The organism is Rhodanobacter thiooxydans LCS2, from assembly GCF_000264375.1.
In the GTDB taxonomy this organism is placed as follows: Bacteria; Pseudomonadota; Gammaproteobacteria; order Xanthomonadales; family Rhodanobacteraceae; genus Rhodanobacter; species Rhodanobacter thiooxydans.
Genome location: NZ_AJXW01000061.1, coordinates 1 through 20113, shown reverse-complemented (window position 1 = coordinate 20113; position 20113 = coordinate 1). Strand labels below are relative to the sequence as shown.

Annotated in this window: 18 protein-coding genes; 7 read left to right on the top strand and 11 right to left on the bottom strand. The window is 69.1% G+C overall.

What is annotated here, in order from left to right; genetic code table 11:
- Positions 1 to 118 precede the first annotated feature (118 nt).
- The 5 genes from UUA_RS12635 to UUA_RS12615 all read right to left on the bottom strand — a co-directional run bounded on the left by UUA_RS12635 (position 119) and on the right by UUA_RS12615 (position 8954).
- A complete protein-coding gene (locus UUA_RS12635; protein ID WP_008437467.1) occupies positions 119 to 646 on the bottom strand; it encodes a hypothetical protein in 528 nt (175 codons plus the stop codon).
- A gap of 16 nt (positions 647 to 662) precedes the next feature.
- Positions 663 to 959 carry a LysM peptidoglycan-binding domain-containing protein gene (locus UUA_RS12630; RefSeq protein ID WP_008437466.1) on the bottom strand — a complete coding sequence of 99 codons (297 nt, stop codon included), beginning with the start codon at positions 957 to 959 and terminating at the stop codon, positions 663 to 665.
- Between the two features lie 110 nt (positions 960 to 1069).
- Positions 1070 to 4204, bottom strand: coding sequence for an efflux RND transporter permease subunit (locus tag UUA_RS12625; protein ID WP_008437465.1), 3135 nt, complete (start codon positions 4202 to 4204; stop codon positions 1070 to 1072).
- A gap of 158 nt (positions 4205 to 4362) precedes the next feature.
- Positions 4363 to 7602, bottom strand: a complete 3240-nt coding sequence (locus tag UUA_RS12620; protein WP_008437463.1) for an efflux RND transporter permease subunit — start codon at positions 7600 to 7602, stop codon at positions 4363 to 4365.
- 101 nt (positions 7603 to 7703) lie between these two features.
- Entirely contained in the window at positions 7704 to 8954 is a 1251-nt protein-coding gene (locus tag UUA_RS12615) for an efflux RND transporter periplasmic adaptor subunit (RefSeq protein ID WP_008437462.1), read from the bottom strand.
- Between the two features lie 470 nt (positions 8955 to 9424).
- On the opposite strand from UUA_RS12615, the gene UUA_RS12610 reads away from it, so the two are divergent.
- Positions 9425 to 9946 carry a c-type cytochrome gene (locus UUA_RS12610; RefSeq protein WP_008437461.1) on the top strand — a complete coding sequence of 174 codons (522 nt, stop codon included), beginning with the start codon at positions 9425 to 9427 and terminating at the stop codon, positions 9944 to 9946.
- 170 nt (positions 9947 to 10116) lie between these two features.
- Here UUA_RS12610 and UUA_RS12605 read toward each other — a convergent pair whose 3' ends face one another.
- A complete protein-coding gene (locus UUA_RS12605; RefSeq protein WP_008437460.1) occupies positions 10117 to 10710 on the bottom strand; it encodes an acyl carrier protein phosphodiesterase in 594 nt (197 codons plus the stop codon).
- Between the two features lie 48 nt (positions 10711 to 10758).
- On the opposite strand from UUA_RS12605, the gene UUA_RS12600 reads away from it, so the two are divergent.
- From UUA_RS12600 to UUA_RS12585, 4 genes are read left to right on the top strand one after another with little or no spacing between them, the layout of a single operon-like run.
- Positions 10759 to 11448, top strand: coding sequence for an alpha/beta hydrolase (locus UUA_RS12600; protein ID WP_039953984.1), 690 nt, complete (start codon positions 10759 to 10761; stop codon positions 11446 to 11448).
- A gap of 33 nt (positions 11449 to 11481) precedes the next feature.
- Positions 11482 to 12600 carry a cell division protein ZapE gene (gene zapE / locus UUA_RS12595; protein WP_008437458.1) on the top strand — a complete coding sequence of 373 codons (1119 nt, stop codon included), beginning with the start codon at positions 11482 to 11484 and terminating at the stop codon, positions 12598 to 12600.
- Between the two features lie 41 nt (positions 12601 to 12641).
- Positions 12642 to 13028 (top strand): hypothetical protein, encoded by a 387-nt coding sequence (locus UUA_RS12590; RefSeq protein WP_008437456.1) that lies wholly within the window; start codon positions 12642 to 12644, stop codon positions 13026 to 13028.
- Positions 13029 to 13082: 54 nt separating this feature from the next.
- Positions 13083 to 14390, top strand: coding sequence for an amidohydrolase (locus UUA_RS12585; RefSeq protein WP_008437455.1), 1308 nt, complete (start codon positions 13083 to 13085; stop codon positions 14388 to 14390).
- 26 nt (positions 14391 to 14416) lie between these two features.
- Here the strand turns inward: UUA_RS12585 and UUA_RS12580 are convergent, their stop codons facing one another.
- Together UUA_RS12580 and gpmA are read right to left on the bottom strand one after the other, a co-directional pair.
- Positions 14417 to 14965: a CcdC protein domain-containing protein gene (locus tag UUA_RS12580; protein ID WP_039953988.1), complete on the bottom strand. Its 549-nt coding sequence runs from the start codon at positions 14963 to 14965 to the stop codon at positions 14417 to 14419.
- 203 nt (positions 14966 to 15168) lie between these two features.
- The gene (gpmA, locus tag UUA_RS12575) at positions 15169 to 15912 is read right to left on the bottom strand and encodes a 2,3-diphosphoglycerate-dependent phosphoglycerate mutase (RefSeq protein ID WP_008437452.1); all 744 of its coding nucleotides are present in this window, start codon (positions 15910 to 15912) and stop codon (positions 15169 to 15171) included.
- Positions 15913 to 16054: 142 nt separating this feature from the next.
- Here gpmA and UUA_RS12570 point away from each other — a divergent pair, with 142 nt between their 5' ends.
- On the top strand, positions 16055 to 16726 hold the full coding sequence (locus UUA_RS12570) for a DUF4097 family beta strand repeat-containing protein (protein WP_008437451.1): 672 nt from the start codon (positions 16055 to 16057) through the stop codon (positions 16724 to 16726).
- Between the two features lie 83 nt (positions 16727 to 16809).
- Here UUA_RS12570 and hemF read toward each other — a convergent pair whose 3' ends face one another.
- The 3 genes from hemF to UUA_RS12555 form a co-directional block, all read right to left on the bottom strand.
- Positions 16810 to 17712 carry an oxygen-dependent coproporphyrinogen oxidase gene (gene hemF / locus UUA_RS12565; protein ID WP_008437449.1) on the bottom strand — a complete coding sequence of 301 codons (903 nt, stop codon included), beginning with the start codon at positions 17710 to 17712 and terminating at the stop codon, positions 16810 to 16812.
- Positions 17713 to 17841: 129 nt separating this feature from the next.
- Complete coding sequence (locus tag UUA_RS12560; protein ID WP_008437447.1) at positions 17842 to 18282, bottom strand: hypothetical protein; 441 nt, start codon at positions 18280 to 18282, stop codon at positions 17842 to 17844.
- An 80-nt stretch (positions 18283 to 18362) separates the two neighbouring features.
- On the bottom strand, positions 18363 to 19067 hold the full coding sequence (locus UUA_RS12555; protein WP_039953987.1) for a YdcF family protein: 705 nt from the start codon (positions 19065 to 19067) through the stop codon (positions 18363 to 18365).
- Between the two features lie 136 nt (positions 19068 to 19203).
- Between UUA_RS12555 and UUA_RS12550 the strand changes: the two genes are divergently transcribed.
- Positions 19204 to 20113 (top strand): beta-ketoacyl synthase N-terminal-like domain-containing protein (locus tag UUA_RS12550; protein WP_008437445.1); only part of this gene is annotated, 910 nt, incomplete at its 3' end.

Here is a 20113-nt window from a genome sequence, read left to right as displayed (position 1 = left end):
GAACAGCTCTCCCGCACATGGGCGAACCGCTGTTCCAAGCCGAAGCGGCGTGTGTGCACCAGCCCGCGAGAAAAGCGCGACATAGCCACGCTTCCCGCATCTCTGCCTTGGTCGCAACTTACTTGACTGAGAAATCCTTGCTGGCGACCTGGTTGCCGTCCAGCGAGATGTCCACCTTGTAGTTGCCGGCCGGGAAACCGTCCGGTTTGCTGATCATGAAGGCGGTGGTCTCCGGGCCCATCGCATTGAGCGTCTTGCTGTCCTCGTGCACCACCTGGCCATCCTGATAGGTCCATTTCGCCGCCAGCGTCGCATTGCCGTTGCCGCTGGTGTCGACCGAGGCGTAGATGGTGTCCTTCGGTGCGAAGCTGGTGCCGCTGGCGAGGATCTTGTGGTTTGCGTCGACCGTCGAGCCCAGCTCTACCGAGCCGACCGTGACCGTGGCGGGCGCGCCGTTGTTCATCGCGCTCGGAGCGGTGGTGGCCGGTGCGGGCGCAGGCGCCGATGCGGGCGCCGTCGCCGCCGGTGGTGGTGCGGTGGACGGCGACGGCGCCGCCGATTCGTTGTTGTTCTTGCCGCAGGCGCCCAGCACCAGCATCGCAGCCAGCGACACGGCAAGGATCAAGGGTTGGCGAGTCATCTTCATGGGGGTACCTCCTGCTTCAGGACTTGGCGGGGATCTTCAGGACCTGACCGACCCTGATCCGGTCCGGATCGGAAAGCTGGCCGCGGTTGGCGTCGAAGATCGGCTTCCATGCATTCGCGTCGCCGTAGAAGTGTTTCGCGATCTTCGTGAGGTTGTCGCCAGCTGCCACGGTATAGGTGGTATCCCTGTCAGCGGTGGAGCCGACCTGCGACTGCACGTTGCTGAAATCCGCCTTGGGCGGCGCATCCGGCGCGGTGGATTCCACCCCGCCCTGCACATTGGAAAAATCTGCCTTGCCGGTCTCGTTGCCCATCGCGCCGCTCCTTCCGGGAAGAGTGGGCCTGTGATAGCCGGCTTGCGGTTAACGGGTTGTGAGCGTTCTGGCGAAGCGTTCAGCTGGATATCGCGCGACAGGCAACCGGATCAACCGATACCGGGACGCGCCACCATCGGCTTGCGCCCTTGCCGCCGCGCCCACCACGCCCTTCTGCGTTCGGCCAGGCACGAGAAGATCACGTACAGCGCCGGGGTGCTGAGCAGGGTGAGGCTTTGCGAGATCAGCAGGCCGCCGATCAGGGCGATGCCGAGCGGGCGGCGCAGTTCGCTGCCTTCGCCGAGGCCGATGGCGATCGGCAGCGCGGCGAGGATGGCGACCATGGTGGTCATCATGATCGGGCGGAAGCGCACCGTGCACGCCTCGCGCGCCGCTTCCAGCGGACTCTTGCCGTGTTCGCGCTGGGCGACCAGGGCGAAGTCGATCATCATGATCGCGTTCTTCTTGACAATGCCGATCAACAGCACCAGCGCGATCTGCGCCACCACCGACAGCTCGGTGCCGGTGATCCACAGCGCCAGCAACGCGCCCACCCCGGCAGCCGGCAGGGTGGACAGGATGGTGATCGGATGGATCAGGTTCTCGTACAGCATGCCGAGCACGATGTAGACGGTGATCACGGCGGCGAGAATCAGCCAGCCCATGCCGCTCTGCGACTGCTGGAAGCGGCGGAAGTCGTTGCCCATCTGCACCCGGATGTCGCCGGGCATGCGCATGTTCTTCACGGTGGCCTGGATCACCGCCATCGCCTCGCCCATGCTCACGCCCGGCGCGAGGTTGAAGCTTAGGTCCATCGTGGTGTACTGGTTTTCGTGGGTGATCTGCGAGGGCGCCAGCCCCGGTTCCTGCCGTGCGAACGCGGTGATCGGGATCATCCGGCCGCTGCTGGAACGCACGTAGATGCGGTTGAGCGCCTCCGGCGTGGCGGTCTGTTCGGGCAGCGCGTTGACCACCACCTGGTACTGGTTGATGTCCGAGTAGATGGTGGACACCTGGCGCTGGCCGAACGCGTCGTACAGCGCGCCGTCGATGGCGCCGATCGACACGCCGAGCCTCGCGGCCTTGTCGCGGTCGATCACGATGTTCTGGCGCAGGCCGGCCTCGTCGATGTCGGTGCCGACATCGCGCAGTTTCGGGTTCTTCTTCAGCTCGGCCTGCAGCTTCGGCAGCCATGCCTGCAGGCTGGCCAGGTCATTGCCCTGCAGCGAGACCTGGTATTGCGCGCCCTGGCTGGTGCCGCCACCACCGCCGCTGGGCAGGTCCTGCACCGGGCGCAGGCGCAGGTTGAGGTCGGGATAGTGGGCGGCCTTCGCGCTGAGCCGGGCGAGCACCGCGAAGGTGTCGTCGTGGCGGCCGTCGGCGCGGGTCTTCAGATCGATGTTGAACGAGCCGCTGGTGCCCTGCCGGCCGCTGCCCAGGCGCGAGCCCACGGTGGCGACGTCGGGGTCGGCCATCAGCATCGCGGTGAGCCGCTCCAGTCGCTGGCGGCTTTCGGCGAACGAGACGGTGGCGCTGGAGCTGGCGCGGCCCCAGATCAGGCCGGTGTCCTGCGCCGGGAACAGCCCGGCCTTGACCACGCCGAACAGGTAGAAGGTGGCCACGATCAGCGCCAGCGGGGTCAGCGAGAACGCCAGCGCGTGGCGCAGCGAGAAATCCAGCGCACGGGTGTACACGCGCAGCATGCCGGCATGGAAACCGTCCAGCGCGCGGGCGAGTCGCGACGGCGGCGCCGGCTCCTTCGCCGCATGGCCGCCAAGGAAGCGTCCGCACAGCGCCGGCGTCAGGGTCAGCGAAACCAGCGCCGAGACCACGATCGCCGCCACCAGGGTCATCGAGAACTCGTGCATGAACATGCCGGTGATGCCGCCGGCGAACAGCAGCGGGATGAACACCGCGACCAGCGATGCGGTGATCGAGACGATGGTGAAGCCGATCTCGCGCGCGCCGGCCAGGGTCGCCTGCATGCGCGACATGCCGGCGTCGAGGTGGCGGATGATGTTTTCGATCACCACGATCGCGTCGTCCACCACGAAGCCGATCGCGATCACCAGCGCCAGCAGGGTGAGGTTGTTCAGCGTGTAGCCGAGGATGTACATCACCACGAACGCGCCGGCCAGCGACAGCGGCACCGCCGTCGCGGCGATCAGGGTGGGCGCCAGCCGGCGCAGGAACAGCGCCATCACCAGCACCACCATCGCCAGCGAGATCAGCAGCGTGGCCTGCACCTCGTGCAAAGAGGCGCGGATGGTCGGCGTGCCGTCGAAGAACGGGGTCAGCGCGGTAGCCGGCGGCAGGTAACTGCGCAGCACCGGCAGTTGCTCCTTGACCAGGTCGGCGGTGGCGATGATGTTCGCGTCGGCTTTCTTGTAGACGTACATCAGCACGGCCGGCTTGCCGTGGAACCAGGCCGCCTGGTAGGCGTCCTGCTGGCCGGCGTAGACCCTGGCCACGTCGGACAGCCGCACCGGCGTGCCGTTGCGGCTGGCAATGACCAGCTGGGCGAAGTCCTCCGCGCTGTGCAACTGGGCGGTGGCGCTGATCGACACGGTGCTGGCGCCGTTGGACAGGAAGCCTTCGGGCGAGGTGACGTTGGCTGCGCTCAGCGCGTTGCGCAGCTGGTCGGGCGACAGCCCCATCGCGTTCAGCGCGCGCAGGTTCACGTCGACGCGGATCGCCGGCGTGGCCGCGCCGGCGATCTCCACCGAGGACACCCCGGGCAGCTGACGCAGCCGCTGCGCCAGCAGGGTGTCGGACAGGTTGTACAGGTCGGCCGCCGACTGCGTGTCCGAGGTCAGCGCCAGCGCGATGATCGGGTCGTCGTTCGGGTTCGCCTTCTGGTAGCTGGGCGCGCCGTTGAGGCCGCTGGGCAGGTCCGGCGCGGCCGCATTGATCGCCGCCTGCACGTCGCGTGCGGCGGCATCCAGGTCGGTGCCGGTGCGGAACAGCATGAAGACGAAGCTGCGCCCCTCGGAGCTGGACGAGCGCATCGTCTCGATGCCGGGCACCTGGCCCAGGTGCCGTTCCAGCGGCGCGGCCACGGTCGACGCCATGGTGCTGGCGTCGGCGCCGGCCTGGCTGGCCTGCACGAAGATCGCCGGAAACTGCATGTTCGGCAGCGCCGCCACGCCGAGCAGGAAGTAGCAGATCGTGCCGGCCACGAACAGACCGATCGCCAGCAGCGAGGTGCCGATCGGGCGACGGATAAAGGTACCGGAGAGGTTCATGGAGTCAACGCGGACGGGGACGGACGAAGGTGCGGGGACAAATCATCCCACCCTCAACGTCCGGGCCGCGGAAAGGTTGATCGCGAGGTTGCGCGAAGAGCAACCCCACTCCGACCCTCCCCTGCGAGCAGGAGAGGGAGCAGAACACCGCGGTGGAATCACGCCGCGCGGCTGGCCGGGGCGCGGGTCAGCGCCCGGCGCTCGCGGCGGGCGGCCAACCAGTCGGAAAAACGCTCCATGTACAGGTAGATCACCGGCGTGGTGTATAGCGTGACCAGCTGCGACAGCAACAGGCCGCCGACGATCGACACGCCCAGCGGCCGGCGCAGTTCCGCGCCAATGCCGTTGCCCAGCGCCAGCGGCAGCGCGCCGAGCATGGCCGCGGCGGTGGTCATCATGATCGGGCGGAAGCGCAGCAGGCAGGCGCGGCGGATCGCATCGCGCGCATCGAGCCCGGTGCGGCGCGCCTCGATGGCGAAGTCGATCATCATGATCGCGTTCTTCTTGACGATGCCGATCAGCAGCACGATGCCGACGATACCGTCCACCGACAGGCTCATGCCGAACAGCATCAACGCCAGCAAGGCGCCCACGCCGGCCGGCGGCAGCGTGGAGATGATCGTCAGCGGGTGGATGTAGCTCTCGTACAGCACGCCCAGCACGATGTAGATCACCACGATCGCGGCCAGCAGCAGCAGCACTTCATCACCCAGCGAAGAGGCGAACTCGGCGGCCTTGCCGACGAACTCGCCGCGGATCTGCGGCGGGAAGTTCAGCTGCGCCTCGACCTGGTGGATCGCCGCCACCGCGTCGGACAGCGAGTAGCCCGGCGCCACGTTGAACGCCAGCGTCACCGCCGGCAGCTGCTGCTGGTGGCTGACCACCAGCGGCGCGCTGGTCATCTGCGCACTGACCAGCGAAGACAGCGGGATGCTGCCGCCGGCGCCGATCTCGAAGCCGATGTTGCCGGTGTTGCCGATGCCCGAGGGCGTGGCCGAATTGCTCGACTTCAGCTGGCCGAAGCTGGTCGCGGTGCTGCCGGTGAGCGCGCCATTGCCGTTGCCGCGCACGGTGAGCTTGGTCAGCAGGTCGTCGCTGGTACGGAACTCCGGCGCCACCTCCAGCACCACGCGGTACTGGTTGAGCTGGGTGAAGATGGTGGAGATCTGGCGCTGGCCGAAGGCGTCGTACAGGGTGTCGTCGATGGTCTGCACCGGCACGCCGAGACGGCTGGCCTTCTCGCGGTCGATGGTGAGCTTGAGCGCGTTGCCGTTGTCGGCCAGGTTGTTGTCCACGTCGGCCAGCTCCGGCCGCTGGCGCATCGCCTGGGTCATCTGGCTGGCATAGCCGGCCAGCTCCGACGACTTCACCGCGGACAGCGAATACTGGTACTCGGTGGCGGCCACGCGGCTGTCCAGGGTCACGTCCTGCACCGGCTTCAGGTACAGCGCCACGCCGGGGATGCCGGCCACCGCATGCTGCAGCCGCGGCAGCAGATCGTCCAGGCCGTCGCGGTCGCCGCGGTCCTTCAGCACAATCGAGAGCTGGCCCTGGTTGAGCGTGGGGTTGATGGTGCCGGCGCCGATGAAGGCGGCCACGCCGGCCACCGCGGGATCCTTGCGCAGCGCCTCGGCGACGGCCTTGGTGCGGTCTTCCATTTGCGGGAAGGCGATGTTGTCGTCGGCCTGCACCACGCCGGTGATCAGGCCGGTGTCCTGCTCGGGCAGCAGGCCCTTGGGGATGATGATGTACAGGAACACGGTGAGCACCACCGCGGCGCCGGCCACCAGCATGGTCAGGCGTTGATGGTCGAGCACCCAGTCGAGCGAGCGCTCGTAGATGCCGACGATGCGCGACCAGACGGTGCGCTTGCCGGCCGCGGCATGGCGCTCGTACGCGTCGTCGCCCTCGGGCAGCTGGTCGGGCTTGAGCAGGTAGGCGCACATCATCGGCGTCAGCGTCAGCGACACCAGCATCGAGATGGTCACCGCGATCGTGAGCACCCAGGCGAATTCGTGGAACAGCCGGCCAGTGACGCCGGGCATCAACAGCAGCGGCAGGAACACCGCCACCAGCGACACGGTCAACGACAGCACGGTGAAGCCGATCTCCTTCGCGCCGACCTCGGCCGCCTCCTTGCCGTCCTTGCCCTGCTCGATGTAGCGCACGATGTTCTCGATCATCACGATCGCGTCGTCCACCACGAAGCCGGTGGCCACGGTCAGCGCCATCAGCGAGAGGTTGTCCAGCGACATGCCGGTGAACGCCATCACGCCGAACGTGCCCATCAGCGACAGCGGCACCGCCACCGACGGGATGATGGTGGCCCACAGCCGGCGCAGGAACACGAAGATCACGCCGATCACCAGGAATACGGTGAGGATCAGGGTGAACTCGACGTCACGCACCGAGGCGCGGATGGTCACCGTGCGGTCGGCGAACACGTCCAGGTGCACGTCGGCCGGCAGCGCGCTGCGCAGCTCGGGCAGCACGCGGCGGATCTGCTCCACCGTCTGCACGATGTTGGCGCCGGGCTGGCGGCGCACGTCCAGCAGCACCGCCGGCTGGCCGTTCGCCCACGCCGCAAGCTGATCGTTCTCCACACCATCGACCACGTTCGCCACGTCGGACAGCCGCACCGGCGAGTTGTTCTTGTAGCTGATGATGGTGCTCTTGTACTCGGCCGCGTCGCTCAGCTGGTCGTTGGTGCCGATCGAGTAGCTCTGCGTCTTGCCGTTCAGCGTGCCCTTGGGCGCGTTGACGTTGGCCTGGGTCAGCGCGCTGCGCACGTCCTCCATGGTGAGGCCGAGGTTGGACAGCTGCGCCGGGTTCACCTGCACGCGCACCGCGGGGCGCACGTTGCCGGCGATCGAGACCAGGCCCACGCCCTGCACCTGCGACAGCTTCTGCGCAATGATCGAGTCGGCCAGGTCGTTCACCTCGCGCAGCTGGCGGCTGTCGGAGGTGAGCTTCAAGGTGAGGATCGGCGCGTCGGCCGGATTCACCCGGTTGTACACCGGCGGGTACGGCAGGTTGCCCGGCAGCGTGCCCTTGGCCTGGTTGATCGCCGCCTGCACGTCCTGCGCGGCGATGTCGATGTCACGGTCCATCGAGAACTGCAGGATGATCGTGGACAGCCCGGCGGAGGAGTCCGAGCTCATCATGGTGAGCCCGGAGATCTGCCCCAGGTTGCGCTCCAGCGGCGTGGTGATCAGCGCCGCCATGGTGCTGGCGCTGGCGCCCGGGTACTGCGTGCTGACCACCAGGCTGGGCGCCTCGATCTCCGGCAGGGCGGACACCGGCAGCTGGCGATAGCCCAGGATGCCGAGCAGCAGCACCGCCACCATCAGCAGCGAGGTGGCGATCGGGCGGCGAATGAAGAGGGTCGAGAATCCCATGGCTATCCGTGACGTGTTGGTGCGGTTTCAGCCGCGATCATGGCCGGGCACCGCCAGCCGTTCGCGGCCGCGGTGCATGCTGCCGGCCGGCGCACGGCCGCTCAGTCGCGGCGACGGCCGCCACCCTTGGCATTCTGCTTGGCCTTCTCCAGTTCGGCCGCGGTTGGCGCCGCCGGCACTTCACCTGGCTTCAGCGCATTGACCTTGCTGCCCGGCTTCAGCCGGAACTGGCCCTCGGTGACCACGCGGTCGCCTGCCTTGAGGCCGCTGCCGACCATCACGTGGCTGTCGCCCACCTCACCGGCCACCGTCACCGCCTGCATCTTCACCGTGCTGTCGGCCTGCACCTGGTAGACGTAGTCGCCGTCCGGCCCGCGCTGCACCGCCTGCGCGGGAATCACCAGACCGCCGTCGACGGTGTTCACCAGCAGGCGCACGTTGACGAACTGGCCGGGCCACAATTCGTTGTTCGCATTGGGGAACTCCGATTTCAGGCGGAACGTGCCGGTGCTGGTGTCGATCTGGTTGTCGATCACCTTGAGCACGCCGCCGCTGGCGATCGGGTGCGCGTCGGTGCGGTCCAGCGCGGTCACCTGCAGCGCGGCGCCTTCCTTCGCGGCGGCGCTGCGCACCATGTCGAGGTTCTGCTCGGGCAGGGTGAACATTACGTTGATCGGGTGCAGCTGGGTCAGCGTGACGATCGCGCTGGAGGTGGTGACCACGTTGCCCGGGTCGACCGCGCGGATACCGGCGAGGCCGTCGATCGGCGACAGCACGCGGGTGTAGTTCAGCTGTACCTGGGTGTCGCGTACGTTGGCCGCATCGGCGGCAACGGCGGCTTCGTACTGGGCGGCGGTGTTGCGCAGGGTGTCCAGGTCCTGCTTGGAGATGTAGCCCTTGGCAGCCAGGTCCTGGCTGCGCGTCAGGTTGCTTTTGGCGGTGGCTGCCAGGGCCTGGTCCTGGCGCTGGCGCGCCACCGCCTGGTCGTAGGCAGCCTGGTAGGTGCGCGGGTCGATCTGCGCCAGCAGCTGGCCCTTCTTCACCGGCTGACCCTCGCTGAAATGCAGGCTGAGCAGCTGGCCGCCCACCTGCGGGTTCACGGCCACCGTGTTGAGCGCCTGCACCGTGCCCAGGGCGGTCAGGTAGACCGGCACGTTCTGCTTGACCACCGGCACCACGGTGACCGGCACCGGCGGCGGTTCGTCCTTGCCGCCCTTGCCGCCCTTGTTCTTGCTCGCCGCCTGCGTCGAGGCAGTGCCGGCCGGAGCGGGCTTGTGCAGCAGGCGGAAGCCCACCGCCGCCACCACGACCACGGCAACGACGATCAACGCGATCTTCCAAAAACGCGACATGTAAAACTCCTGGACTGGACGGTGCGGCCCACCGGCGCACGGCTGTGCAGCAAGCGATGGCAAAACGACGGATGCGCGCCGGGCCCTGCCGGCACGCATCAGGGTGAGCGAAGCATAGGGGCAGTTCAACGAACTTGGACAATGCCGGTTGACATGGGTGCGACATGACCGATGGCAGGGGCGACGCCCGCCGCGCGGCCATCCGCAGGCCCCCGGGGGGCCGCTGGCGGGGGCGCCACGGCACACCTGAAACTTGTCGCGCGCTTCGTTTATAATCGCCGACTGTTGCCTGTCCGACCCGCATCAGGCCGGGCGGCAAGCGTGATTCGCGCCGCGGACCCACTCGCGGGGAGCCGCACCGGGGCGCATTCCTCGGCCGGCACGACAGCAACAGACTATTCAGGCAGGCCGGGCAGCCATCGTGGCGTTCCGCTCCGCCCTCTGACAGGAGTACGTGCGTGAGCGGTTCCATGAGCAAATCCGACCAGAGCGTGTTGCGCCAGTTCTCGATCATGATCGGCGGTCTGGTCGTGCTGACCGTGGTGCTGATCCTCGCGGCGCTGGCGATCCACGAGCACGAGCCGAAGGAAACCAACCCGAAACAGCCGGCCCGCGTCAGCGCGCGGCTCGCGCCGGACGGCGCCGTCTATGCCGGCAACACCGGCCGCGCCGCCATGCAGGTGGCCGCTGACGTCGCCGCCAAGGCCGCCGCTTCGCAGGTTGCCTATGGCGGCACCACCGACGGCAAGGCGATCTACGACCACCTGTGCACCAGCTGCCACGGCTCCGGCGTCGCCGGCGCGCCGAAGACCGGCGACAAGGCCGCCTGGGGCCCGCGCCTGGCGCAGGGCATCGACACCCTGGTCAAGCACGCGATCGACGGCTATCACGGCCCGGACGGCAACTTCATGCCACCCAAGGGCGGCAACCCGGCGCTCACCGCCGAACAGGTGACCAACGCCGTGCACTGGCTGGCCGATCAGGCCAAGTAACTTCGCCTGATCCAACAAGCTTTCGCCAAACGCCGCCTTCCGGCGGCGTTTTCGTTTGCCCCTTCCCCTGCAGGAAGTCCTTCAGGTGAGGGGGTTACGCGTCACCGGGAAGATCAAAAGCACCCCTCCCCAACCCTCCCCTGCTTGCGCTGGGGAGGGAGTACACCCACTCACTGCGCGTGCGTGCCGACCCACTCCCGCGCAAACTCCCGCAACTCCGGGAAGAATGCCTCGAAGCGCTGCTGCAGTTGCGCTTCCCGCTGCTGCAGCACCGGCAGCGCCGAGGCCAGCGGGTTGGCGCGGCGCAGGCGCTGGCCGATGCCGCCCAGCGCTACACCCAGCATGGCGTCGTCGGTGTACGCCGCCGGCAGGCCATGCGTCTCCATGTAGCCGCGGAAGCGCCGCAGCGCCGGCGGCAGCAGCGCGTCCTGCCGCCACAGCAGCGCGCGCAGCGCGGCGGAGTATTCCGCCAGCGGCTGCGCGCTCCACTGCGGAAAATCCCGCGCCAGGCAGTGGTCGAACCACATGTCCAGCAGGATGCCGGCGTAGCGGCGATACGGCGCGGGCAGCAGCGTCCGCGCGGCGAGCACCTCGGGGTGGGCGTCGGTATAGACGTCGATCGCGCGGTGCAGGCGAATGCCGGCGATCACCCGCGGCGGCAACGGCGCCGCGTTCACCGGGCCGTGCACGAAATCGCCCAGCATGCCGCCCAGCCGCAGGGCCTCCTCGTCGCCGGCCAGCAGCGCGTGCGCCAGGTGGTTCATCCGCGGCACCTGCGGCAGCCGGCGCGCGCGGCGGTTATCATCACGTGCATGACTCCCACCGAGCTCTCCACCGCACCTGCCGGCTTTCCGGATATCGCCGCCAGTTTCATGCTCGACGGCCCGGCGGGCAAGCTGGAGACGATCAGCGACGTCGCCGAAGCGGCCTGCGCGCGCCGCGGCGTGGCGGTGATCTGCCACCCGCTCACCATCGAGGGCGGCAGCATGCACAACAAGGTGGTGACAATGGTCGAGCGCGCGCTGCGCGAATCCGGGCTGGACACCGTGCGCTTCAACTTCCGCGGCGCTGGTGGTTCGCAGGGCGAGTACGACAAGGGCGATGGCGAGGGCGAGGACCTGGCCGCGGTGGTCGCCTGGGTACGCCGCATGCGCCCGCACGACGCCTTGTGGCTGGCCGGCTTTTCGTTCGGCAGCTACGTGAGCATCGCCAACGCGGTGCGCCTGCACGCCGACACGCTGGTCAGCGTCGCGCCGCCGGTCGGGCGCTGGCCATTCGACGCGATCGCGTTGCCGAGCTGCCCGTGGCTGATCGTGCAGGGCGAGGCCGACGAGATCGTCGAGCCGCAGGCGGTGTTCGACTGGGTTGAAACGCTGGCGCATCGGCCCGAGCTGGTGCGCATGCCCGAGACTAGCCATTTCTTCCACCGCCGGCTGATGGACCTGCGCGGCGCGATCAAGCATGCGGTGCAGGGCTGGCTGCCGCCGAAGCGGCATGCCTGACGCCGGCCGCCCCTCCGAAGACCTGCCCGCTCGATGAGTGAAACCCCCACGCCCGCGCCCAGTGCGCGCTATCTCGAAGGCGTCGCCGCGCACCGCTGGGAGTTCGACCCGACCCAGTTGGCGCTGTTGCCGGAATTCGACCGCATGCATGCAGCGCTGTGCGCCGAGGCGGCGAACGGCAATGGCCTGCTCGGCCGACTGAAATCGCTGCTCGGCAACGAGCCGCCGGAGGCCGTGCCGGGCTTGTACCTGTGGGGCACGGTAGGCCGCGGCAAGACCTTCCTGATGGACCTGTTCGCCGCCAGCCTGCCGCACGGCGTGGTGCTGCGCCGGCACTTCCACCGTTTCATGGGTGAGGTGCACGCGCATCTGCGCACGCTGGGCGAGCGGCAGAACCCGCTGGTCGAGGTGGCCGCCGGTCTCGCCGCACGCTGCCGCGTGCTGTGCCTGGACGAGTTCCTGGTCAACGACATCGGCGATGCGATGATCCTCTCGGGCCTGCTCGACGCGCTGTTCGCGCGCGGCGTCACCCTGGTCACCACCTCCAACACCGCACCGGCCAACCTGTACCGGGGCGGCCTGCAGCGCGCGCGCTTCCTGCCCGCGATCGCGCTGATCGAACGGCACTGCCACGTGGTCGAGATGGCCTCCTCGCACGACTGGCGCCTGCGCGCGCTGACCCAGGCGTCGGTCTACCTCACCCCGCCCGGCGCCGAGGCGCATCGCGCGCTGGAACGGATCTTCGCCGGCCAGGCCCGTGGCCACGTGCAGGAGCACGGCAGCCTGCACGTCAACGGCCGCGACATCCCGTTCGTCAAGCGCGCCGATGACATCGCCTGGTTCGAGTTCGCCGCGCTGTGCGAAGGGCCACGCGCGGTGGCCGACTACATCGCGCTGGCCAAGGCAGTGCCGGCGGTGATCATGGCCAACGTGCCGCAATTCACCATCTACAGCGAGGACCCCGCCAAGCGCTTCGTGCAACTGGTGGACGAGTTCTATGACCGCCACGTCAAGCTGGTACTGTCCGCCGCCGCGCCGATCACCGAGCTGTACGACGGCGAACGCCTGCGCGCCGAGTTCGGCCGCACCGAATCGCGCCTGATCGAGATGCAGAGCGAGGAGTACCTGGCGCTGGAGCATCGGCCCGAATGAACTGCTACCGTGCCGGTTGAGGATCGCTGCCGGAGCCACCCATGCCTCTTCCGCTTGCCGTCGCCCTGCTGTTCGCCACTACCCCCGGGCCGCCCAGCCAGGATTTCAGTGCGCGCGTGACGCAGGGCCGGCTGGCCGAGGCCGCCGCCGGCGGACCGGCCTATCAGAAGCAGCTGTGGAGCAGGATCGGCGATCCCGTCACCACGGCGCTGAAAGACTGCATCGCCCACCATGCGCCGGCCGACAAGTCGCCGTTCACCCTGGTCGCCGACCTGCGGGCCGACGGCCGGCCAACCCGGATCGAGGTGCTGCCGCCGACGCCGGTCGCCACCTGCATGGCGGGCCGCTTCACCGGCTGGACGCTGCCGCCACCCCCGGCCACGCCGGCGCCTTATCCGATCGAAATCGACTTCAGCATCGTGCCCTGAACCGGCCGCCACGACGGCCGCGCGCCGGCATCGACCCACCCCACGGAGACACCCATGCATCGCACCGCCCTCGCCCTCGCCATCGCGCTGGCCGCCGCCATCGCACCGCTGCACGCCACCGACGCCGCCGGCGCGCAGGCCATGGCGCAGCGGGAACTGCCGCAGGTCGTCGCGTGGCGGCGCGACATCCACCAGCACCCCGAGCTGAGCAACCGCGAGGTGCGCACCGCGGCGCTGGTCGCGCAGGAGTTGAAGAAGCTGGGGCTGGAAGTGCACACCGGCATCGCGCACACCGGCGTGGTCGGCCTGCTGAAGGGCGACCTGCCCGGGCCGCGGCTGGCGCTCCGCGCCGACATGGACGCGCTGCCGGTGACCGAGGAAGTGAACCTGCCGTTCGCCTCGAAGGCGAAGGGCGAGTACCGCGGCAAGACCGTCGGGGTGATGCACGCCTGCGGCCACGACGCGCATACCGCGATGCTGCTGGGCATGGCGCAGGCGCTGGCCGGGATGAAGCAGCGGCTGCACGGCTCGGTGCTGTTCGTGTTCCAGCCGGCCGAGGAAGGCGCGCCGGCCGGCGAGGAGGGCGGCGCCGCGCTGATGCTCAAGCAGGGCATGCTGCGCGATTTCAAGCCCGACGCAATGTTCGGCATGCACGTGGTCAGCGCGCTCAACACCGGCACGGTGGCGGTGCGGCCGGGGCCGACGATGGCCGGCTCCGACTGGTTCCGCCTGGTGGTGCACGGACGCCAGACCCACGGCGCGATGCCGTGGAACGGGGTCGATCCGATCGTCACTGCCGCCGAGATCATCAGCACCGCGCAGACCATCGTCAGCCGCAAGCTGGACATCGGGACGCTGCCGGCGGTGCTCAGCTTCGGCATCGTCGAGGGCGGCTCGCGCTACAACATCGTGCCGGACAAGGTGGAACTGCAGGGCACCCTGCGCACGTTCGACGCCGGCATGCGCCAGCAGGCGATCGACAACCTCAAGGGCATCGCCGAGCACCTCGCCGCCGCGAACGGCGCGACCGTCGAGACGCAGATCCCGCTCGGCGAGAGCAACCCGGTGCTGGTCAACGACCCCGCGCTGGCTGCGCGCGTGCGCGAGAGCCTGCGCAAGGCGATCGGCGGCGAGCATGTGATCGAGGCGCGGCCGTGGATGGCCTCGGAGGACTTTGCCTACTTTGCGCAGAAAGTGCCGAGCGTGTATTTCTTCGTCGGCGCCACGCCAGTCGGCCAGGATGCTTCGAAGGCGCCGGCCAACCACTCGCCGAAATTCTTCCTCGACGAGGATGCGCTGAAGATCGGCATGGCCTCGATGCTGCAGGCCAGCCTGGATTACCTCGACGCGCCGGCCTCCTGAGGAGCGGCGCGCCCCGCCGTCGCGGCCTACGGCGCGGCGTCGCGACCCGGATGCGCCCGCTGAAAGCGGCGGTGGTGGATCAGCAGGCCGCTGAAGTAGGCGAGGTAGTAGCCGACCAGCAGGCCGATCACCAGCATGGTCAGCGGGCTGGCGGCGTAGCCCATCGGTTGCCCCGCATACGCCGCCTCGGCCGACGCCTGCTGCATCTGCGGCCACGCCACCAACAAGCGCCAGCCCAACCGGCCCAGCAGCAACACGGTGAGCAGTGCGCCGATCCACGGGTTGGGCACGTAGCAGTCGCCCTTGACCGGGTCGACCTCGAAGCGGGTCAGGCGCAACCCGAGCAGGCCCAGCGCCGCGCCGAGCAGCATGCCGCCGGCGAGGCCTTCGGCCAGCGCAAGACGATGGAAACCGCCGAGCGCGAGCAGGCCACCGATGATCGCGAACACCACCACGCGGAAAATCATCCGCTTGCGCCGGATCGGCTGGCGGCCGAACTGGCGACTCACCCGCCGCCACACCATCCAGGCCAGTAGCGGCAGCATGATCAGGTAGTGGGTCAGGTGGGCTGGCATCGGCATCGGCACAGGGTGAATTGCGTGCAGCTTAGTCGAGCGGCACGCGACTGACGATTAACGTTTGTCACCCGTCACCATGCCGAACACCTGTAGGGCGGGCACCGCCCGCCGCCTCTGCCGCGACATGGGGCTGGGACGAAAAAGCCGACGGACGGTGTCCGCCCTAGGTTGCCTCATGCCCGCCTTGCACCGCTCGCCGGCTACTTTGCCTTGCCCTGGTTCGCCACCGCGGCCATCTTCGCCGCGATCGCCTCGGCGTCGCCAAGGTAGTAGTGCCGGAGCGGCTTGAGTTCGTCGTCGAACTCGTACACCAGCGGCACGCCATTGGGGATGTTCAGCTCGACGATCGCCTCGTCGGAGATGCCGTCGAGGTACTTCACCAGCGCGCGCAGCGAATTGCCGTGCGCGGCGACCAGCACGCGCTGGCCGGAGCGGATCGCCGGTGCCAGCACTTCATGCCAGTACGGCAGCACGCGGGCCACAGTGTCCTTCAGGCACTCGGTGTCGGGGATCTGCTTCGGATCGAGCGCCGCGTAGCGCGGGTCGTGCACCGATTCGTTCTTGTCGCGCTCCAGCGGCGGTGGCGGGATGTCGTAGCTGCGCCGCCAGATCTTCACCTGGTCCTCGCCGTACTTCGCCGCGGTCTCGGCTTTGTTGAGGCCGGTGAGGCCGCCGTAGTGGCGCTCGTTGAGACGCCAGTCGGTGAGCACCGGAATCCACATCAGGTCCATCGCGTCCTGCACGCCCCACAGCGTGCGCACCGCGCGCTTGAGCACCGAGGTATGCGCCACGTCGAAGGTGTAGCCGTCCTCGCGCAGCAGACGGCCGGCCTCGCGCGCCTCGGCCATGCCCTGCTCGGTGAGGTCGACGTCGGCCCAGCCGCTGAAACGGTTGTCGAGGTTCCACTGCGATTGGCCGTGGCGGATCAGGACGAGTTTGTGCATGGAGGTGCTCAACGATGGATGTAAATGCGAAATGGTGCCGGCCGATCCGGGCAGCGTCAAATGCGGCCCTGCCACAGGTCATGGCCAACCCTTCGCGACGGCGGCGCATCCTAGTGCGGTACCCTCATTCAAGGAGACCACCATGCGTCGATTCCCGACAATCCTCATCCTCGCCGCGCTTGCGCTGGGCCTTGGCCTGCCGCCGCAGGCCAGCGCACGCGACAACGACCTCGACAAGGTCAACGGTTCGGTACAGGTCGAAGCCGGCCAGCAGGTTGGCGACGTCAGCACGGTCAACGGCGCGGTGCATGTCGGCGACGGTGCCAGCGTGCGCGAGGCCAGCACCGTCAACGGCAAGGTCGAGCTGGGCGACAAGGCCCAGGCCACCAAGCTGGGCACGGTCAACGGCGCGATCAGCCTGGGCAGCGCCAGCCGGGTCAGCGGCGAGGTGAGCACGGTCAACGGCAGCATCCGCCTGGCCCGCGGCGCCGACGTCGGTGGCCGGGTCGGCAACGTCAACGGCGCGATCACGCTGGACGGCGCCCACGTCGCCGGCGGCATCGGCACGGTGGCGGGCGACATCACGGTGGGCGCCGATTCGCGCGTCGAAGGTGGCGTCCTGGTCGACAAGCCGAACAACGGCTGGTTCCACTGGGGCAGCGAGCGCAAGCCGTTGATCGTGATCGGCCCGCACGCGGTGGTGCAGGGCACGCTGGAATTTCGTCGCGAGGTGGTGCTGAAGGTCAGCGACAGCGCGCAGATCGGCCCGGTGAAGGGCGCAACGCCTGTGAAGTTCAGCGGTGCCACGCCGTAAGATCGTAGGGGCGGGCACTGCCCGCCCCTACGGCATGCCAACGGGAATCGGCGGGCCGTGCCCGCCCTACGCGCGAGGCTGTGTCAAAGCCAGTCGCGCGGCTTCAGGTACTCGGCCAGCTTCGCCTCGGCGGAGCCGGCTTCCGGCTGGTACGCATACTCGAAGCGCACCCGCGGCGGCAGGCTCATCAGGATCGACTCGGTGCGGCCGCCCGACTGCAGGCCGAACAGCGTGCCGCGGTCGTAGACCAGGTTGAACTCCACGTAGCGGCCGCGCCGGTACAGCTGGAACTCGCGCTCGCGCTCGGCGTACGGCGTGGCCTTGCGGCGTTCGACGATCGGCAGGTAGGCATCGAGGAAACCCTGGCCCACATCGCGGGTGAAGGCGAAGCAGCGCTCGAAGCCGCCTTCGTTGAGATCGTCGTAGAACAGCCCGCCGACACCGCGCGTCTCGTCGCGGTGCTTCAAATAAAAGTATTCGTCACACCACTGCTTGTAGCGCGGATAGACGTCCGCACCGTACGGCGCGCACAGGTCGCGCGCCACCGTGTGCCAGTGGCGCACGTCCTCGTCCACCGGGTAGAACGGAGTGAGGTCGAAACCGCCGCCGAACCACCACACCGGCTCCACGCCTTCCTTGTGCGCTTCGAAGTAGCGCACGTTGGCGTGGGTGGTGGGCACGTGCGGGTTCTTCGGGTGCAGCACCAGCGACACGCCGGTGGCGATGAAGCTGCCGCCGGCCAGCTCGGGCCGGTGCGCGGTGGCGCTGGGCGGCAGCGGGTGGCCGTGCACGCGCGAGAAGTTCACCCCGGCCTGCTCGAACACCGCGCCATCCCGCAGCACGCGGGTGCGGCCGCCGCCGCCGGCCTCACGCGTCCATGCGTCCTCGGTGAACCGCGCGCCGCCATCGGCCTGCTCGATCGCGGTGCAGATGCGGTCCTGCAGTTCGCGCAGGAAGGTTTCGGCCTGGTTGGCTTGCTCGCTCATCGTCTGGCGTCGTCGGTTCGATGCGGCGAGCTTAGCAAGGCGACCGCTGCGGCGGATGCGGCGTGGCGTCGCGCGGAAACGGCGACGGCCCCGCGTGCGGGGCCGTCGTCATCGCGGATGGCGAGGGAATCAGCCGCCCGGCGAAGCCATCGGCGTCGATTCGGCGCCGGCGGAAATCAGCTGCAGATCGCGGCCGATGTCGCCACTGAGGTAACGCATCCAGTTCATGTAGTTGGTGTGGATCAGGCGGGTGCCGTCCTTCTTCACCTTGTACTTGAGGTTGGTGCTGTCGACGTAGCTGATCTTGACCTGGTGCGTGTCGAAGGCGACGTGGATCTTCGCTTGGTAATCGTTGCCGTTCAGCGCCGCGTCGATGCCGTCGGCATGCTCGGCGGTAACGACCCAGGTACGACCGATCAGCGCGCCCTTGACCGCCTTGCTCACCTGCACCGCGGTCAGGCCGGCGGGCACGTCGATCGGCGGCGGGTCGACCAGTGGCGTCTGGCGGAACGCCATGGTCAGCAGCAGCATGGGCAGCAGCAACAGCAACAAGAGCCGTGAACGCGGCATGGTGTCTCCTCCCTGATAGGCCGGCAAAGCGCACGGCCCGTGCAGTCTGCCGGGCGGTAGCGCGGCGCACAAGGCGGCGCTCAGCTGATCCGCGCGTGCATCCGCCGGTGCCCGATCAGCTGCGCCCAGCGCATGCCCAAGTCGATCCACATCAGGTAGCTGGCCTCGACCAGCAGCAGGCCGAGGTAGCGCCGCTGCCGCGGCAACGCCGGCTCGGCGGCGACCGGGCTGCCGTCGAAACCGAGCCGGCGCGCCAGCAGCAGGCAGCGGGCCAGGTGATAACGACTGGTCACCAGCGCCACCGGCGGCAGGCCGCCGTCGCCCGCCTCGGCCAACAGCAGGCGGCGCGCGTGGCGCAGGTTCTCCAGCGAATCGACCGAGTCCTGCTCCAGCTCCAGCCGCACCGTGTCGGGCAGGCCGTGTTGCCGCAGCCAGGCCTGGCCGGCGGCGGCCTCGCTGCACTGGCTGCCGCTGCAGCCGCCGAGCAGCAGCAGGTGACCGGTGTGCTGCTGCTCGGTCAGCGCCAGCGCACGGCGCAGCCGCTGCTGGTAGTCGTGCTCCGGCGCATCGCGCTCGAGCCGGCGGCCGAACACCAGCGCCACCATGCGCCGCGGCGGCGCCAGCGGGCTGCGCGCGGCGACCCGGCAGACGTGGATCAGGTAGCCCAGCCAGACCAGGCCCGCGCTGAACAGCAGCGCCAGCGCGGTGACCAGCGCGGCATGCTGCACGTCGCGGTCGCGCAGGTAGCGCCAGGGAGTGCGGGTTGGAGACGGATTCGGCGGCACGGAGCAAGCGTGGCATTCGGGACGCACCAGCATAGTCGCCGCGCGCCTTCTGCGGCACTTCGGCGGCTGAACGCGCGCCGCTTGCAGACTAGGCATTCACAGGGGTGGCCGCTACGCTTTCCGGATGCCTTCCCCGATGACTCCCCTCGCGGTCACCGCCTACACCGCCACCTCCGCCATGGGCGGCGGCCTGGCGGCGCAGCTCGACGCGCTCGCGCACGCCCGCAGCGGCCTGCGACCGAACGACTTCAGCAGCGCGCCGCTGGCGTGCTGGATCGGCCGCGTCGATGGCGTGGAAGACGTCGTCCTGCCCGCCGCGCTCGCCGCCTGGGATTGCCGCAACAACCGCCTGGCCTGGCTGGGCCTGCAGCAGGACGGCCTGCTCGACCGCGTGCGCGCGGCGCGCGCGCGCTACGGCGCCACCCGCGTGGCACTGCTGCTGGGCACCTCCACCGCCAGCATCGGCGCCACCGAGGAAGCCTACCGCCGGCTCGATGCCGACGGCGGCATGCCCGACGACATGCTGCGCCCGGCGATCCACGCGCCGCATTCGCTGGTCGGCTTCGTCGCCGCCGCGCTCGCGCTGGAAGGGCCGTGCCTGACCGTGTCCACCGCCTGCTCGTCCAGCGCCAAGGTGTTCGCCAGCGCCGAGCGGATGCTTCGCCTCGGCCTGGTCGACGCGGCGCTGGTCGGCGGCGTGGACACCTTGTGCGACAGCGTGCTGTTCGGCTTCAACGCGCTGGAACTGGTCTCGCCCGAACCGTGCCGCCCGTTCGACAGCGCACGCAACGGCATCTCGATCGGCGAGGCCGCCGGCTTCGCCCTGCTGGAGCGCATCGAGGCGGCGCCGGATGCACCGCAGCTGCTCGGCTACGGCGAATCCAGCGACGCCTACCACATGTCCACGCCGCACCCGGACGGCCTCGGCGCCGAGCTGGCGCTCAACGACGCGCTGGCTCGCGCCGGCCTCGACGCGGCGCTGGTGGACTACATCAACCTGCACGGCACCGCCAGCCAGAAGAACGACGAGGTGGAGGCGGCGCTGG